Source organism: Halorussus pelagicus (assembly GCF_004087835.1).
In the GTDB taxonomy this organism is placed as follows: domain Archaea; phylum Halobacteriota; class Halobacteria; order Halobacteriales; family Haladaptataceae; genus Halorussus; species Halorussus pelagicus.
The window spans coordinates 20,543-34,460 of record NZ_CP035119.1 but is presented as its reverse complement, the minus strand read 5'-3'; the positions used below and the strand labels follow the sequence as shown (position 1 = coordinate 34,460).

15 protein-coding genes are annotated in these 13,918 nt (G+C 63.8%); 7 read left to right on the top strand and 8 right to left on the bottom strand.

Annotation, left to right across the window (positions count from 1 at the left end):
• Positions 1-4 precede the first annotated feature (4 nt).
• Complete coding sequence (locus EP007_RS00185; protein WP_128478458.1) at positions 5-871, top strand: class 1 fructose-bisphosphatase; 867 nt, start codon at positions 5-7, stop codon at positions 869-871.
• Here EP007_RS00185 and EP007_RS00180 read toward each other — a convergent pair.
• A complete protein-coding gene (locus EP007_RS00180; protein WP_128475726.1) occupies positions 843-1,118 on the bottom strand; it encodes a hypothetical protein in 276 nt (91 codons plus the stop codon). The genes EP007_RS00185 and EP007_RS00180 overlap by 29 nt on opposite strands.
• 154 nt (positions 1,119-1,272) lie before the next feature.
• Between EP007_RS00180 and EP007_RS00175 the strand changes: the two genes are divergently transcribed.
• The gene (locus tag EP007_RS00175; RefSeq protein ID WP_128475725.1) at positions 1,273-3,051 is read left to right on the top strand and encodes an acyl-CoA carboxylase subunit beta; all 1,779 of its coding nucleotides are present in this window, start codon (positions 1,273-1,275) and stop codon (positions 3,049-3,051) included.
• 52 nt (positions 3,052-3,103) lie between these two features.
• Here EP007_RS00175 and EP007_RS00170 read toward each other — a convergent pair whose 3' ends face one another.
• Together EP007_RS00170 and EP007_RS00165 are read right to left on the bottom strand one after the other, a co-directional pair.
• Positions 3,104-3,484 (bottom strand): hypothetical protein, encoded by a 381-nt coding sequence (locus EP007_RS00170; protein WP_128475724.1) that lies wholly within the window; start codon positions 3,482-3,484, stop codon positions 3,104-3,106.
• A 130-nt stretch (positions 3,485-3,614) separates the two neighbouring features.
• Positions 3,615-4,946: a phospholipase C/P1 nuclease family protein gene (locus EP007_RS00165; RefSeq protein ID WP_128475723.1), complete on the bottom strand. Its 1,332-nt coding sequence runs from the start codon at positions 4,944-4,946 to the stop codon at positions 3,615-3,617.
• Between the two features lie 104 nt (positions 4,947-5,050).
• Here EP007_RS00165 and EP007_RS00160 point away from each other — a divergent pair, with 104 nt between their 5' ends.
• Positions 5,051-6,064 (top strand): hypothetical protein, encoded by a 1,014-nt coding sequence (locus EP007_RS00160; RefSeq protein ID WP_128475722.1) that lies wholly within the window; start codon positions 5,051-5,053, stop codon positions 6,062-6,064.
• A 10-nt stretch (positions 6,065-6,074) separates the two neighbouring features.
• On the opposite strand, the gene EP007_RS00155 is transcribed toward EP007_RS00160, so the two are convergent.
• A complete protein-coding gene (locus tag EP007_RS00155) occupies positions 6,075-6,521 on the bottom strand; it encodes a DoxX family membrane protein (protein WP_243700408.1) in 447 nt (148 codons plus the stop codon).
• Between the two features lie 302 nt (positions 6,522-6,823).
• Between EP007_RS00155 and EP007_RS00150 the strand changes: the two genes are divergently transcribed.
• Entirely contained in the window at positions 6,824-7,201 is a 378-nt protein-coding gene (locus EP007_RS00150; protein WP_243700407.1) for a DUF5658 family protein, read from the top strand.
• 66 nt (positions 7,202-7,267) lie between these two features.
• On the opposite strand, the gene EP007_RS00145 is transcribed toward EP007_RS00150, so the two are convergent.
• The 3 genes from EP007_RS00145 to EP007_RS00135 form a co-directional block, all read right to left on the bottom strand.
• Complete coding sequence (locus EP007_RS00145) at positions 7,268-7,576, bottom strand: twin-arginine translocation signal domain-containing protein (RefSeq protein ID WP_128475720.1); 309 nt, start codon at positions 7,574-7,576, stop codon at positions 7,268-7,270.
• Between the two features lie 79 nt (positions 7,577-7,655).
• Positions 7,656-8,129: a MaoC family dehydratase gene (locus EP007_RS00140; protein ID WP_128475719.1), complete on the bottom strand. Its 474-nt coding sequence runs from the start codon at positions 8,127-8,129 to the stop codon at positions 7,656-7,658.
• 764 nt (positions 8,130-8,893) lie between these two features.
• Entirely contained in the window at positions 8,894-9,151 is a 258-nt protein-coding gene (locus tag EP007_RS00135) for a hypothetical protein (RefSeq protein WP_128475718.1), read from the bottom strand.
• Positions 9,152-9,291: 140 nt separating this feature from the next.
• Between EP007_RS00135 and EP007_RS00130 the strand changes: the two genes are divergently transcribed.
• A complete protein-coding gene (locus EP007_RS00130; RefSeq protein WP_128475717.1) occupies positions 9,292-10,188 on the top strand; it encodes an HpcH/HpaI aldolase/citrate lyase family protein in 897 nt (298 codons plus the stop codon).
• A 48-nt stretch (positions 10,189-10,236) separates the two neighbouring features.
• Here EP007_RS00130 and gdhB read toward each other — a convergent pair whose 3' ends face one another.
• Positions 10,237-11,538: a glutamate dehydrogenase GdhB gene (gene gdhB, locus EP007_RS00125; RefSeq protein ID WP_128475716.1), complete on the bottom strand. Its 1,302-nt coding sequence runs from the start codon at positions 11,536-11,538 to the stop codon at positions 10,237-10,239.
• Between the two features lie 292 nt (positions 11,539-11,830).
• On the opposite strand from gdhB, the gene EP007_RS00120 reads away from it, so the two are divergent.
• A complete protein-coding gene (locus tag EP007_RS00120) occupies positions 11,831-13,087 on the top strand; it encodes a Glu/Leu/Phe/Val family dehydrogenase (protein ID WP_128475715.1) in 1,257 nt (418 codons plus the stop codon).
• Between the two features lie 200 nt (positions 13,088-13,287).
• Positions 13,288-13,875 (top strand): archaellin/type IV pilin N-terminal domain-containing protein, encoded by a 588-nt coding sequence (locus tag EP007_RS00115; protein WP_128475714.1) that lies wholly within the window; start codon positions 13,288-13,290, stop codon positions 13,873-13,875.
• Positions 13,876-13,918: the final 43 nt, after the last annotated feature.

Here is a 13,918-nt window from a genome sequence, read left to right as displayed (position 1 = left end):
GCCGATGGCGGAGTCCGACGACGCGGTTGCGGAGACCTTCGAGGTCGTCGCCGATGCCGCGCCCGAAATCCGGGACGGACTGGCGGGCCGCCGCACGAAGACCGACGAGCAGAACGCTTCGGGAGAGACGCAACTAGCGGCCGACGTGTGGGCCGACGAACTGCTCGCCGAGCGACTGACCGCCATCGAGGGCGTCGGCCAGTTCGCCAGCGAGGAGCGCGACGAAGTGGTCGATGCGGGCGACGGCGCGCTCTCGGTCACCGTTGACCCCCTCGACGGTTCTTCGAACCTCCGGTCGAACAACTCGATGGGGACCATCCTCGGAGTTTACGACGCCGACCTCCCGGCGTCGGGCCGGGACCTCGTGGCCGCGGCGTACGTCCTCTACGGTCCCATCACGACGATGGTGACTGCCCGCGACGGCGATGTGACGGAGTACGTCATCGAACGGGACGACGATGGCGAGGTCGCTCGCCGCGCGGTCCGCGAGGACCTAACCCTGCCCGCGGACCCGACCGTCTACGGGTTCGGCGGTCGGGTCCCCGACTGGACCGACCGGTTCGCCGACTACGCCAGCGACATCGAGGACGAACTCAAACTGCGCTACGGCGGCGCGATGATCGGCGACGTGAATCAGGTCGTCACCTACGGCGGCGTGTTCGCCTACCCTGAGTTGGAGTCCCGACCCGAGGGCAAACTGCGACTCCAGTTCGAGGGCAACCCAATCGCGTACATCGTGGAGTCGGCGGACGGCGCGTCCTCGAACGGCGAGGGGTCGCTGTTGGACGCCGACGTTGAGCGACTCCACCAGCGCACGCCCGTCTACGTCGGGACTGCGGACCTCATCGACCGACTGGAAGCGACGTTTTGAGCGGTCGCTCGCGGCGATTTCTTTTCCGGTCTCCGGTAGCCCCCGAGAACGACCGACGACGACCCCTGAGTAGCTGATTCGCGGGACCGCGCTCGCGTCGCTCGCGCTGGCCCTTCCGCTGGCGCTGGTCGCGGCGGGCGTCCTGCCGAACCCCATCGCGGCCGACGACCACCTCGGGACCGTCGCGCTCGTCGCGCTGACAGGGTGCGGTCTCCCGAGTCCGGCCGACTGGTCGGTCGTCTGGCACGGGTCGGCCCTCGCGGAGAGCGAGTAGTGGGTCCCGGACCGTTCTCTCCGGCGCTCCGCTAGTCGCGGGCCGACGTCCCCGAAGTCCGACCGCGGCAAGATTCCGGCGAATCCAAAGGGAAAACTGTTTGAAATCGCTGGCCGGAGTCCACTGTATGAAAGTCCGCGTCAGCGACGGTGCGACCGACGAGGAAGCGTCCGCCATCGCGGAGGCGCTTGCCCAACACGTCCGCGACGAAGTAGAAGTATACGTTGGCGACGCCGACGCGCCAGCGGTCGTCCGCGAGGCACCCACCGGGGCCGCGCAAGCGGCCGCCGAAGCGACCGCCGAGGCCATCGCCGAGTCCGACGACCTCGGGCCGACCGAGCGCGAGGAAGCCCTCTGGGACGAAATCGAGGACATCGAACTGGGCGGTCCCGAGAAGTACAAACAGCGACTCGAAGAACAGGGCAAACTGTTCGTCCGCGACAGACTGGACCTCTGGTTCGGCGACGACGGTCTCCTCTTCGAGGACGGCAAGTTCGCCAACTTCGACGGGTGGCACCCCGACAGCCCCGAGGTCGAGGAGGGCAACGACGACCGACTGCCCGGCGACGGCCTGCTCACGGGGGCGGCCGAGTTTGAAGGCCGCGAGTTGCACTTCATGGCCAACGACTTCACGGTCAAAGCCGGGTCGATGGCCGAGAAGGGCGTCGAGAAGTTCCTCCGGATGCAACAGCGCGCGCTGAAGAACGGCAAACCGGTCCTCTACCTGATGGACTCTTCGGGGGGTCGCATCGACCAGCAGACCGGGTTCTTCGCCAACCGCGAGGGCATCGGGAAATACTACTACAACCACTCGATGCTCTCGGGCAGAGTGCCCCAAATCTGTGTCCTCTACGGACCCTGTATCGCCGGAGCGGCCTACACGCCCGTCTTCGCCGACTTCACCATCATGGTCCGGGACATGTCTGCGATGGCCATCGCCTCCCCGCGGATGGTCCAGATGGTCACGGGCGAAGACATCGAACTCGAAGAGTTGGGCGGCCCGGACGTTCACGCCCAGCAGTCGGGGAGCGCCGACCTCGTTGCCGACGACGAGGAACACGCCCGACAACTCGTCGCCGACCTCGTGGGCTACCTGCCCGACAGCGCCGACGAGAAGCCGCCACAGACCGAGGGCAAGCCCCCCGTCAAGTCCCCGTCGGGAATCGACTCCGTGGTCCCCCAAGAGCCGAACAAGGGCTACGACATGACGGATGTCATCGACCGCGTGGTTGACGAGGACTCCTTTTTCGAACTCAAGCCCGAGTACGGCGAAGAGATAATCACCGCGTTCGCCCGCATCGACGGCCGACCGGTCGGTATCGTCGCCAACCAGCCTGCGCACCGCGCGGGGGCCATCTTCCCCGACGCCGCCGAGAAGGCCGCGGAGTTCATCTGGACCTGCGACGCCTACGACATTCCCCTGCTGTACCTGTGTGACACACCCGGATTCATGGCCGGGTCGCAGGTCGAGAAAGACGCCATCTTGGAGAAGGGCAAGAAGTTCATCTACGCCACCTCCTCGGCCACGGTTCCGAAACAGACCGTCGTCGTCCGGAAGGCGTACGGCGCGGGCATCTACGCGATGGGCGGCCCGGCCTACGACCCCGAGAGCGTTCTCGGGCTTCCCTCCGGAGAAATCGCCATCATGGGACCGGAAGCGGCGATAAACGCGGTCTACGCGCGAAAGCTCTCGGAGGTAGACGACGAGGACGAGCGCGCCCAGATGGAACAGGAACTCCGCGAGGAGTACCGCGAGGACATCGACGTACATCGGATGGCCAGCGAAGTCGTCATCGACGAAATCGTGCCGCCCAGCACGCTCCGGACCGAACTGGAGAACCGGTTCGCGTTCTACGAGGGCATCGAGAAGGACCTGCCGGACAAGAAACACGGAACTATCCTTTAACGAGGCGAACGCTCGGCGACGTGCCGCCGAGCATTCGTCGTTCGGGTACGTTTCAACAGCCTTCGCAACACCGAACTTCGTCCGGATTGTCGAACTCGCTGCAACAGTCGCACTTGCTCTCCTCGACGTTACAGCAGTTGAAACATCCGACGAGACAGGGTTTGCACGGGCAGTTGGCTTCACACAGCGCCACGCAGTCCTCGTCGGGCGTGACGAGTCGCTGGTCGTCGTCCAGACTGGCTTCGACCTCTTGGACCGTCTCCCACGTCGGACTCTCGACGGTATCGACCGTTCCACCGTCGCCAACGATTCGGAGTCGGTCGTACGCTTCGACTGCGCCGAGTTTCACGCCCGGTTCGACGTTCGCACTGGCCGCGCCGGTACCGATGACGCTACTCGCCGCGATGCCTTTCAGTAGGTTTCTTCGCTTCATACCCAAGTCTATATACACGACACCGAAATATAAATATTTTCTAGCCAACTAGATATGTAAATAAGTCGGGCATCGCATCGAGGGGTCGTCGAAAGAATGCCGAAAATCGGGGAGACTCCGACCTGCGCAGTTAGGAGTCGAACTTCTCGATCATGCCGCGACCGAGATAGCCGAGTTCGGAGTAACAGTTGGCCAGGTCCTTGTACACGTTATACTTCGTTGACCAATCCCACGTTCCGTAGTCGCGCTCGTCCTCGTTTTCGAGGATTTCGTAGTAGATGTCGCTGGCGTACTGGGTCGAGGTTTCGGCCATATTCTCGGCGGCGCTCTTGGGGTAGACGTAGTCCGCAGTGTCGCTGTCGCGCATGATCTGTTCCATCGACTTCGTCTCGCTGGAGAAGCTGGGGTCGCTGTTCCAGAAGTCACGAAGCAGGTCCTCGAAGCCGTAGTGGAGCCATCTTTTGGGGTTCTTCTCGGGACCGGTCCACGTCATCTCGAAGCCAGCCTGCTCGATGCCCATTCCGGTGTGAAGCGGCTGAGACATGTCCTGCAGGTAGTGGAGCGACCAGCCGAACTTTTCGCTGTCGTCCGCCGAGGCGGCGGCGTAGTAGAAGGTGTTGGTTGCCTCCGGGGCCTTACCGAGTCCTGCCGGAACGTCGATGGAGCCGAGCGGGCCGAACGAAATCGACGCGATGCTCGGGTCGTAGTATTGGGCGTAGTTCGTGTGGAACACGTCCAGCGCGCTGGCAACGATGTCACACGCCTTGTCCTTGTAGCCGTCGAGCGCTCCCAGATCGATCTGGTCGCAGATGTCGTTGACCTCGCCACGGGCTTCCTCGCCGAATTCGTCGGGGTCGTCGGACGCCTGAATAATCGGGTAATCGTACAGATTCGCGTCCGCACTGTCGAGAAGGACTTCCGTGATGTCCTTGTGGTGGTTCTGGTCCCACTGGGGCGAGACCTCACCGCTCGTCTCGGCGCTGTGCTTCCCCGAAGCGCCACCGGCGAACACTTGCACCGCGTTCCGGTGGTGGCGCTGTGCCTCCGTGTCGTTTTTCGCCGGATAGAGCGGTTCGGTCTTCGCCTCGGGCGCGAGTCGAATCACCGTGTCGCCGCCGTCCGAGACGTGTTCTACCGGGTAGTCCTTCCGGGCTTCTAGGACATACTGGAGCGCCTGTCCGTACTCTTTCCCGGAGAGGTCCGAGGCCTTGAAATGGCGCTTGACGGCCTTCTTCGAGAGCGCCAGCATCTCGGGGTGAGCGGTGACACCGCGGAGCGACGACCCGAACCGGGTCGTCGTCTTGTCCGGATACGGCCGCTCGAAGTCGTCGTACGGAATCTCCTTGTCCGGTTGCGCGACGCCGGTCCCCGTCACCCCGACGGCGAGACCGAGACCGACCGCCGACATTCGTTTGAGTGCGCTTCTGCGACTGATACTGTCAATTCGTGAGTTGTCGGACACGGGCGAATATTAACCACTTTTCGTAAATAAAACTTTTTATTAAAATATATTTAATTTATGTAGTAACGCAAGTGATTTGAGTTCGCACCCGGTTCGATAATTTAATGCCCCCGACTCCCTCGCGTCGAACCGTCCTCGCCGGGTTCGCAACCGCAATCGGAACGAGCCTCGCTGGCTGTTCCGGTGGCGGCGGTCCCACGTACCGATTTCGAACGTTTCCCGTCGGCGACAGTCTCGACGCGGTGGCCGACAACTACCTATTGGACGACCCCACGGACGCGACGGCGCAGTACGCCGTCGATTACCCCGACGAGTACAAGCGGTCGGTCGTCGAGACGCTGTTCGAGTCGGGGAGTGTCACGGTCGAGGGATTGCAGTTCACCGACCGAGCTGAGTTCGGAACGACGACCAGAGTGTTCCCGCGGTTCGCGTCCCACGAGGGAACCACCTATCAGATCGTCCCGACCGGCCAGTCGGAGACGACGGCGACGCGGTGGGTGTTCTATCTCGACCTGACCGAAGGGGAACCGGAATCGTCGGCGACGGTCGTCTCCGAACCGCCGTCGTCGCTCTCGGAGACCGACCGGCGGATAGTCGAGAGCGCGATGGAACGCACCTACGCCTCGCGGTCCAACCCGCTGGACGCCGACGATTACGAGTTCCCGTATCGCGGCGTCCAGTTTCACGAGCGACTGGACGCGTCGGCCAGCGACCTCGTGCCCGACCCGCCGTTCGATTACGTCGAGCGGGACGGCAACTACTTCGCCGCGAACGCCGAGCGCGGGACCCTGACGGTGACGAACTACTCTTTCGAGGTGCGCTCGGTGGGAACCTCGCGCGAGGAGTTGACCTCGTATCTCGACGCGGAGTTCGTGGACGCGCGCTTCGACCGCGAGAACCTGTCGTCGGAGACCGTCGGGGTACTCGACGCCGCGACGGCGGTCGATAACGGCCGCCTCTACACCGACGAGGGGTCGATGTCCGAGGGCCTGACGGCGGTTACGGACCGACTCGGAATGGGCGAACACATGCCCGACGACCCGTCGTCGGCGTCGTTCGACCAGTCGCTCTGTCGGTACGACGGGCAGTGGTACGAGGCGAGACTTACCGTCCGCTAACCGCGGTCAGTCACTCGCCGCCCGACTCGACGCCGCGAACCGCGTCCGAAAAGACCGCGAACGCCAGCGCCGCCAATCCAACGTCTCGCGCGAGTACGTCGCCGAACTGACCCTTCGTCGCCCAGACGACGGCGAGATAGCCAATCGTTGCGGTGAGTGACACCGCGGCGACGGCCGCCGAGAGGGCGGTGTAGCGGTCGGCCAGCAGCGCGAGACCGAACCCGATTTCGAGCCACCCGTTTAGCAGCATGAAGACGACCGGCGAGACGACGAGCAGGGGCGCGAGCCAGTCGGTGACGTAGATGGCCCACGCGGCCGGGTCGAGCAGTTTGTGGACGCCCGCCGCGACCAGCATCGCACCGAGACCGGTCCGCGTCAGCGTCGCCGACGGGGGAAGCAGAGCGGCCGCTCGACCGAACGCCGATTCGACGAACTGGCGCGGACCACTTTGTGACACGTCCGGGCGTAGGGACCCGACCGCCAAAAATTCCGTCGTTCGCGTCGAACGTCGCGGAGACATTCGGTGTCGCTCTCGTCACGGCGATAGCGAACCATCGACACGACGAACCGACCGCGTAATCTCGCGTTTCGCGTTCTCCGGCGGGTGAGCCGCCGTTTCTGTTCCGTGGAACTGTTTCCGGCGTACCGAGTCACTGGTCGAGTTACTCCCGCGTGTCAGCACCGCAAGAGCCGTATAACAATTGGCGCGTTCGCCGTTCGACCAGTCGTGACGGGGCGTACTTCACGCCGGGACCAACCATGAGTTCGGACCGACTCCGCTGGCCGACCGCCGCCCGCGATACTCCGAGACGCCTGAACGCTCCGCTCGCGGGAATCGGCGGCTGGGAGCGGGCGCTCTGGCTACTCGTCGGCGTCGCGCTCGTCGGCGACCTGCTCACGACGTACTACGGTCTCAAAATCGGTCTCACCGAGTCGAATCCGGTTGCTCGGACCGCAATGGAGCGGTTCGGCTTCGGGGCGCTGGTTGGCCTGAAACTGTTCGCGGTCGGCATCGGCGTCTGCTGTCGGTGGATTGTGCCCGACGAACACGGCCTGCTCGTGCCCGCGGGGTTGGCGGTGCCGTGGACGGGTGCGGTCGTCGTCAACCTCGCGCTGTACGCGACAGTTCTCGGGTAGTCGTCCGCGCCACTCCGAGACGCCGAAAAAGTGGTTCGCGGCGTCCGACGCCGCTTCGTTTCTCGCTCAACAGTTGCCGCCGGTGAGACAGCACCGATACGGACAGCAGTCGGACTCGCACTCCGCGATACAGCAGTCGTCCTGATTGATTAGTTGCTCCTCATCGGCGACCTGTGCGTGAATGCTGTCTAAGTCCTCGACCGAGGGATTCTCGAACGTCCGAACGACATCGCCGTCGCGGACGACGCGCAGAACGTCGAGGTCGTCGTCGGTCACTTGAAGGTCAGTTCGCCGTCGCCCGGCCGCGGCGGTTCCGACGGCCAGACTCGCCGCTCCGCTCGCTCCGATGCCTTTGAGTAGTTGTCTGCGGTTCATGGCGCATCTATGCTATTTATTTACAACCACGATAAATGTTATCTAGCAATCTAGAAATAAAATTAAGGAATCGAGTGCGCTACTGATTTTCCTTCTTCAGTGACAGCACGGTCCGGTCGAATTCGCAGACGAGCAGGTCCTCCCCGTCCTCGTCCTCGCGGTTCACCGCGAACGCTTCGACGTGCATCGTCACGACGCCGCGCTCGCCGTCGCTGGTTTCGCGCTTGTCGGTCACGGTCGATTGAGCGCGAATGGTGTCGCCGTGGAACACCGGGTTCGGATGCTCGACCTCGTCGTACGAGAGGTTGGCGACGATTGTGCCGTCGGTGGTCTCGGGGATTGAGACCCCGACCGCGAGACTCATCGTGTAGAGACCGTTGACCAACCGCTCGCCGAACTGGGTGTCCTCGGCGAAGTCGGCGTCGAGGTGAAGCGGTTGCTGGTTCATCGTCATGTCGCAGAACTGCTGGTTGTCGGACTCGCTCACGGTCCGTCGCTTCTCGTGTTCGATGGTCTGGCCGACCTCGAACTCCTCGTAGTAGCGTCCAGTCACATGCGAGCAGTTGGCGTGAACCGGCAAAAATCCCGCCGATTCGGGCCGACCGAGCGCCTGTCAACGGTTTCAGGCACCGCTTACGCGTCGGTAATCGGCCCATAACAAAGGACAAGCCTCGACTAAATCGAGTCGCAGTCAGTCACAGTCGAGACCTACCCACGTCCGAGGACGCAAGTCGGTTCGAGTGATACGACCGCGAACAGGGGAACGGAACCGAGTCGGTTCGACCGCCGGACGCGAAGCGGCGCGAGGGACGCCGCGGGGCACGACGCCCTCGCCCGGCGGGTCGGACGCGCGCGAGTCGCCAAGCAAGCGAACGCGCGGGCGTCCGACATCGACCGACTCGAACGAGCGTGTGAGGAATTCGCTTGACCGACGCACGACGCCGGACGACTCGCGGGTGCGATTCCGGTTCCGGGCCGATGGCCCGGCCGCGACCGCTCCCGCGAGGACGGTCTCGCTCGCCTGTGAAAACGGCTGTGTGCGCGTTCGACGGCGCGACGGTCGCCGACGACGCCCTCCTCGCGGCGACCGACGCGGGGGAGGTGTGGGTGCTAAACAGGGAGGATGGAGCGGTACTGTGGTGGTACCGGGCGGCGGACACCGTGGTGGTCCCGGTCGTCGTCGCCGACGCGACGGCGTACGTGGCCGACTACGGGGGACCGTCACTGCGCTTTCGCTTTCTGACGGGTCTCGCTGACGCTCTCTCGGTCGGTTCTCGCCGAGCGCGCAAAGAAAAAATCGGCACTCGCGCAACGACCTCAACAGATACAACAGTAACACGGGCAGGCGCATCCGTCTTCCACGACACAACAGTCCGAGAGCGTTTGGTCGGTCTCGGAGAGGGGTTTCTGGACGCGCTCGCCGGTCTCCTCGTTGAGAACGGAGACCGTCGGGTCGTCCGGAAGGTCCTCGGGGTCGAGGTCTCCTTCGCCGTTCGCGGCCGCGGCGACGCTCGTCGCGCCGAGTGCCAGCAGGCCGGTCGATGCGGTGTTACGGAGTATGGTACGTCGTTTCATGACTGCATCATATATAGCGAATTTTTATTACTAAGTTCTTTTTTCTAGTTTTATATAGAAATAATCTCTCTGCGGTGGACTCCGCGCCCACAGCGCGCGTTTCCGCGGGGTTGAAAGTCCGGGCCGCCCTTGCTCCGGGTATGCCACGACGAAGCGTCATGTTCACGCCGGGCGACCGACCGGAGATGCTACGCAAAGCGCCGAGCGCGGGGGCCGACGTTATCGTGTTCGACTTGGAGGACGCGGTGGCTCCCGACAGCAAGGCCGGGGCGCGCGAGGCCGTCCGAGAGGTGCTTTCGGACCCCGATTTCGACCCCGACTGCGAGGTCTGCGTGCGGGTCAATCCCACCGGAATCGCGGCCGACGACGACCTGCGTGGCGTCCTCGGCGGGTCGAGAGATGGAGCGGCCGACGATGAGTCGTCGGCCGCGAACGCCGCGGAAACGCTCGATTCCGTCATGCTCCCGAAGGTCGAGAGCGCCGACGACGCCGAGACGCTGGCGGACCTACTGGACGAGCGAGACGCCGAGGTCCCGATTCTCGCGCTCGTCGAGACCGCCGCCGGAATCCTGTCGGCCGAGTCCATTGCCGGGGTGCCCGAGGTAGACGCGCTGGTCTTCGGCGCGGAGGACCTCGCGGCGGACATCGGCGCGACTCGGACCGACGAGGGAACCGAAGTCCTCCACGCGCGCGAACACGTCGTCCTCGCGGCCAGCGCGGCCGATGTGGACGCTATCGACACAGTGTACACCGACATCGAGGACATCGAGGGCCTGCGCGCGGAGACCGAGTTTGCTATCGAACTGGGCTACGACGGCAAGATGGCGATTCACCCCGCGCAGGTCGCGCCTGTCAACGAGGCGTTCACGCCCGACCCCGAGCGCGTCGAGTGGGCCGAGCGCGTGCTGGCGGCCAAGCGCGAGGCCGATGCCGAGGACAGGGGCGTCTTCCGGGTGGACGGCGAGATGGTAGACGCGCCGCTAGTCACACAGGCCGAGCGCGTGCTGGCGTACGCCGAGGCGGCCGACCAGAAGTAGACGAAAACTGCGCGTAGAAACGGAAACGGCGAGCGGAGCGTCCGACGTTCAGGGCCAGAGACCGCGGGTACTCTTCGCTTCCGCGATGCGCGAGAGCGCGACTATGTAGGCGGCGTCGCGCCAGCTCACGTCGCGGGCCTCAACTTCGGTCCGCACGTCGTCCCACGCCGAGAGCATGTGGGATTCGAGTTCCTCGTTGACGCGTTCGAGCGACCACTGACGGCGGTTGATGTCCTGCAACCACTCGAAGTACGAGACGGTGACCCCGCCCGCGTTGGCGAGGATGTCCGGGATGACCTCGACGCCGTTCGATTCGAGGATTTCGGCCGCGCCGAAGGTCGTGGGACCGTTCGCGCCCTCAACCACGATGTCGGCCTGCACGTCGTCGGCGTTGTCCGCGGTGATGACGTTTCCGATGGCTGCCGGAACCAGCACGTCCACGTCGAGTTCCAGAATCTTCTCGTTCGAGAGTTTCTCGGGCGCGTCGTGGGTCATCACGGCCTCGGGTTCCTCCTCGTGGGAGGGGACTGCGTGGGTGTCCAGACCGTCGGGGTCGTAGATGGCCCCGTTCACGTCGCTGACGGCGACGACGTTCGCACCCCAGTCGTCGAGCAGTCGGGCGGCGTTCGCGCCGACCGCGCCGAAGCCCTGCACCGCGACGGTGGTGTCTTCGAGGTCGTAGTCGTAGTAGTCGGCGGCCTCTCGCGTGATGATCGCCACCGAGCGACCGGGCGCTTCCTGACGCCCCTCGCTCCCGCCGACGACCGGCGGTTTGCCCGTGACGACGCCGGGGATGGTCTCGCCCTCTTGCATCGAGTAGGCGTCCATGAACCACGCCATCGTCTGGGCGTCGGTGCCCATGTCGGGCGCGGGGATGTCTTTTTTCGGACCGACGAACTTGCGCAGTTCCTCGGCGAAGCGCCGCGTCAGTCGCTCCTTCTCGTCGCCGGTCAGGTCCTTGGGGTCCACGACGATGCCGCCCTTCCCGCCGCCGAAGGGCAGGTCCATCACGGCGCACTTCCACGTCATCCACATCGAGAGACCGACACACTCCTGCTCGCTGACGTGGGGGTGGAAGCGAAGACCGCCCTTGTACGGACCGCGCACGTCGTCGTGCTGAGCGCGATACCCCGTGAACACCTCGACTTCTCCGTCTTCGCGCTTCAGGGGAACCGCGACGCGGTGGACCTTCGTCGGGTGCTTGAGTCGCTCGATGACGCCCTCGTCCACGTCGAGGTGGGCCGCGGCGTGGTCGAGCTGGCGGCGCGCGGTTTCGAGCGCGGTCTCCGGCTCTTCGGTTGTCTCCTCGGTACCTTTCTGCTCCGTTTGTTCGGCAGTTTCTGCAGGCATGATTTGTTCGTCACGTCGGCTGCACGACTCGGCGGTGTGACCGGCCTTCTTCGGACCCCCACCGGCGCGAGTCGTCCCGGCGACGCATCGTAGGCGTAGGTTCCCGCAGACGTACAAAATATTAATGCTATAGTTTTATCTTAGGTCCTTATACACACACTTATTGCAACTCCGAGATTTGGAGATGGTTAGTCAAAAACCGCCTGTATACGCCCCGAGGACTTGTTCGCGTTCCGGAAACTGTATGAGTCGCTATGGAGACGTTGTAACTTGACGGCAGAAATTACCACCCATGTCCGAGCAAGCAAATCCCTTCGAAAGTCTGCAGGAACAGATCGACGACGCGTCGGAGTACATGGAGGTCGGCGAGGACGTGCTGACCCGACTCAAACACCCCGAGCGCGTGTTGGAGACCAACCTCTCGGTCGAGATGGACGACGACTCCGTCGAGGTGTTCAAGGCGTTCCGTTCGGAGTTCAACGGCGACCGCGGTCCCTACAAAGGTGGCATTCGCTACCATCCGGGGGTCAGCCGCGACGAGGTCAAGGCGCTCTCGGGGTGGATGGTCTACAAGTGCGCCGTCGTGGACATCCCCTACGGCGGCGGGAAAGGCGGCATCATCATCGACCCCGACGACTACAGCGAGGACGAACTCGAACGCATCACGCGGTCGTTCGCCAAGGAACTGCGCCCCTTTATCGGCGTGGACAAGGACATCCCCGCGCCCGACGTGAACACGGGCCAGCGCGAGATGAACTGGATCAAAGACACCTACGAGACGCTGGAAAACACGACCGCACCCGGCGTCATCACGGGCAAGTCCCCCAACAGCGGCGGGAGCGCGGGCCGCGTCGAGGCGACGGGTCGCTCGACTATGCTCACCGCCCGCGAGGCGTTCGACTACCTCGACCGGGACATCGAGGGCGCATCCGTCGCGGTGCAGGGCTACGGGAACGCCGGGTGGATCGCGGCGAAACTCATCGACGAACTCGGCGCGAACGTCGTCTCCGTCTCGGACTCCAGCGGTGCTATCTGCAACGAAGGCGGCTTCGACCCGGTGGACGTGAAGAGCCACAAAAACGAGACCGGAAGCGTCGCGGGCTATCCCGAGGCCGACGAGGAGTTCTCCAACGAGGACCTGCTCACGCTCGACGTGGACCTGCTGGTCCCCGCGGCGCTCGAAAACGCAATCGACGGCGACCTCGCCGAGGAAGTCTCGGCCGATGTCGTCGTGGAAGCCGCCAACGGCCCGCTCACGCCCGAGGCCGACGACGTTCTGCGCGGCTCGGACACCTACGTCTTCCCGGACATCCTCGCCAACGCGGGTGGGGTCACCGTCTCGTACTTCGAGTGGGTCCAGAACCGCCAGCGGTTCCACTGGACCGAACAGCGCGTCAACGAGGAACTCGAACGCATTATCACCGACGCCTTCGACAATCTGGTCGAGACCTACGAGGAGACCGGCGCGCCGAACATGCGCACCGCCGCCTACGTTGTCGCCATCCAGCGCGTCGTGGACGCCTACGAAGAGAGCGGTAACTGGCCCTGAAAATCTGATAGGTATATAGGCGCTGTTCGTTTTCTTTCAAGGTAACGTATATTATACGACTCGTTCCGAACCCGTCGGAAAATCGAATGTATATCGCCGCTATCCCCGATTTTCTTCTGTCCTGTCATCTATTTTCACGCGTGATAATGATATCGGGGATTTATGTCCTCGGTGTGAGAATAGTTGGTCAGAAGAGAACCATGTTCGACACCGATAACTGGCGGCCCGACCGGGCACAGGTGGGTATCGGAACACTCATCGTGTTCATCGCCATGGTGCTGGTCGCCGCCATCGCAGCGGGCGTACTCATCAACACCGCAGGCTTTCTCCAGACCAAAGCCGAGCAGACCGGACAGGAGTCGTCGGCCCAAGTGACCAACCGGGTGTCCGTCGTTAGTACGGTCGGCGACGTGGCAAACGACGAGTCTATCCACACCGTGAACCTGACCGTTATGAAGAGTTCCGGGTCGGGAGACGTGAACCTCTCGAAGGCGACGGTCGAGTGGCTCGGTCCCGACGACGGGAAGATTCTGACTATGGCCGAGACCGCCGACGAGTCGAACTTCAGCGTCTCGACGATCAAGGACATCGACGACACCGCGCCGGTGCTGGTCAATCAGGGCGACCGCTTCCGGGTGACGCTGGATACCGCGGCTATCACCGAGGAGTCCCACGGACTGAGAGAGAGCGAGGAGTTCACCATCAAAATCGTCACCTCCGCGGGCGCGGTGACGTACCACCACAGCGTTCCCCAGACGCTGACCGACCAGAAAGCAGTCCAGCTCTAACCTGTCTGCCGCCGTTTCTCTCCCGTTTCTCCGGTCGCGTAGC

Bases quoted from the DNA above. Each gene is read 5' to 3' on its own strand.
- EP007_RS00135 (WP_128475718.1), bottom strand. From the start codon at position 9,151: ATGAAACGACGTACCATACTCCGTAACACCGCATCGACCGGCCTGCTG.
- EP007_RS00145 (WP_128475720.1), bottom strand. From the start codon at position 7,576: ATGAACCGCAGACAACTACTCAAAGGCATCGGAGCGAGCGGAGCGGCG.
- EP007_RS00170 (WP_128475724.1), bottom strand. From the start codon at position 3,484: ATGAAGCGAAGAAACCTACTGAAAGGCATCGCGGCGAGTAGCGTCATC.
- EP007_RS00115 (WP_128475714.1), top strand. From the start codon at position 13,288: ATGTTCGACACCGATAACTGGCGGCCCGACCGGGCACAGGTGGGTATC.
- EP007_RS00160 (WP_128475722.1), top strand. From the start codon at position 5,051: ATGCCCCCGACTCCCTCGCGTCGAACCGTCCTCGCCGGGTTCGCAACC.
- EP007_RS00185 (WP_128478458.1), top strand. From the start codon at position 5: ATGGCGGAGTCCGACGACGCGGTTGCGGAGACCTTCGAGGTCGTCGCC.
- EP007_RS00120 (WP_128475715.1), top strand. From the start codon at position 11,831: ATGTCCGAGCAAGCAAATCCCTTCGAAAGTCTGCAGGAACAGATCGAC.
- EP007_RS00130 (WP_128475717.1), top strand. From the start codon at position 9,292: ATGCCACGACGAAGCGTCATGTTCACGCCGGGCGACCGACCGGAGATG.
- gdhB (WP_128475716.1), bottom strand. From the start codon at position 11,538: ATGCCTGCAGAAACTGCCGAACAAACGGAGCAGAAAGGTACCGAGGAG.
- EP007_RS00150 (WP_243700407.1), top strand. From the start codon at position 6,824: ATGAGTTCGGACCGACTCCGCTGGCCGACCGCCGCCCGCGATACTCCG.
- EP007_RS00175 (WP_128475725.1), top strand. From the start codon at position 1,273: ATGAAAGTCCGCGTCAGCGACGGTGCGACCGACGAGGAAGCGTCCGCC.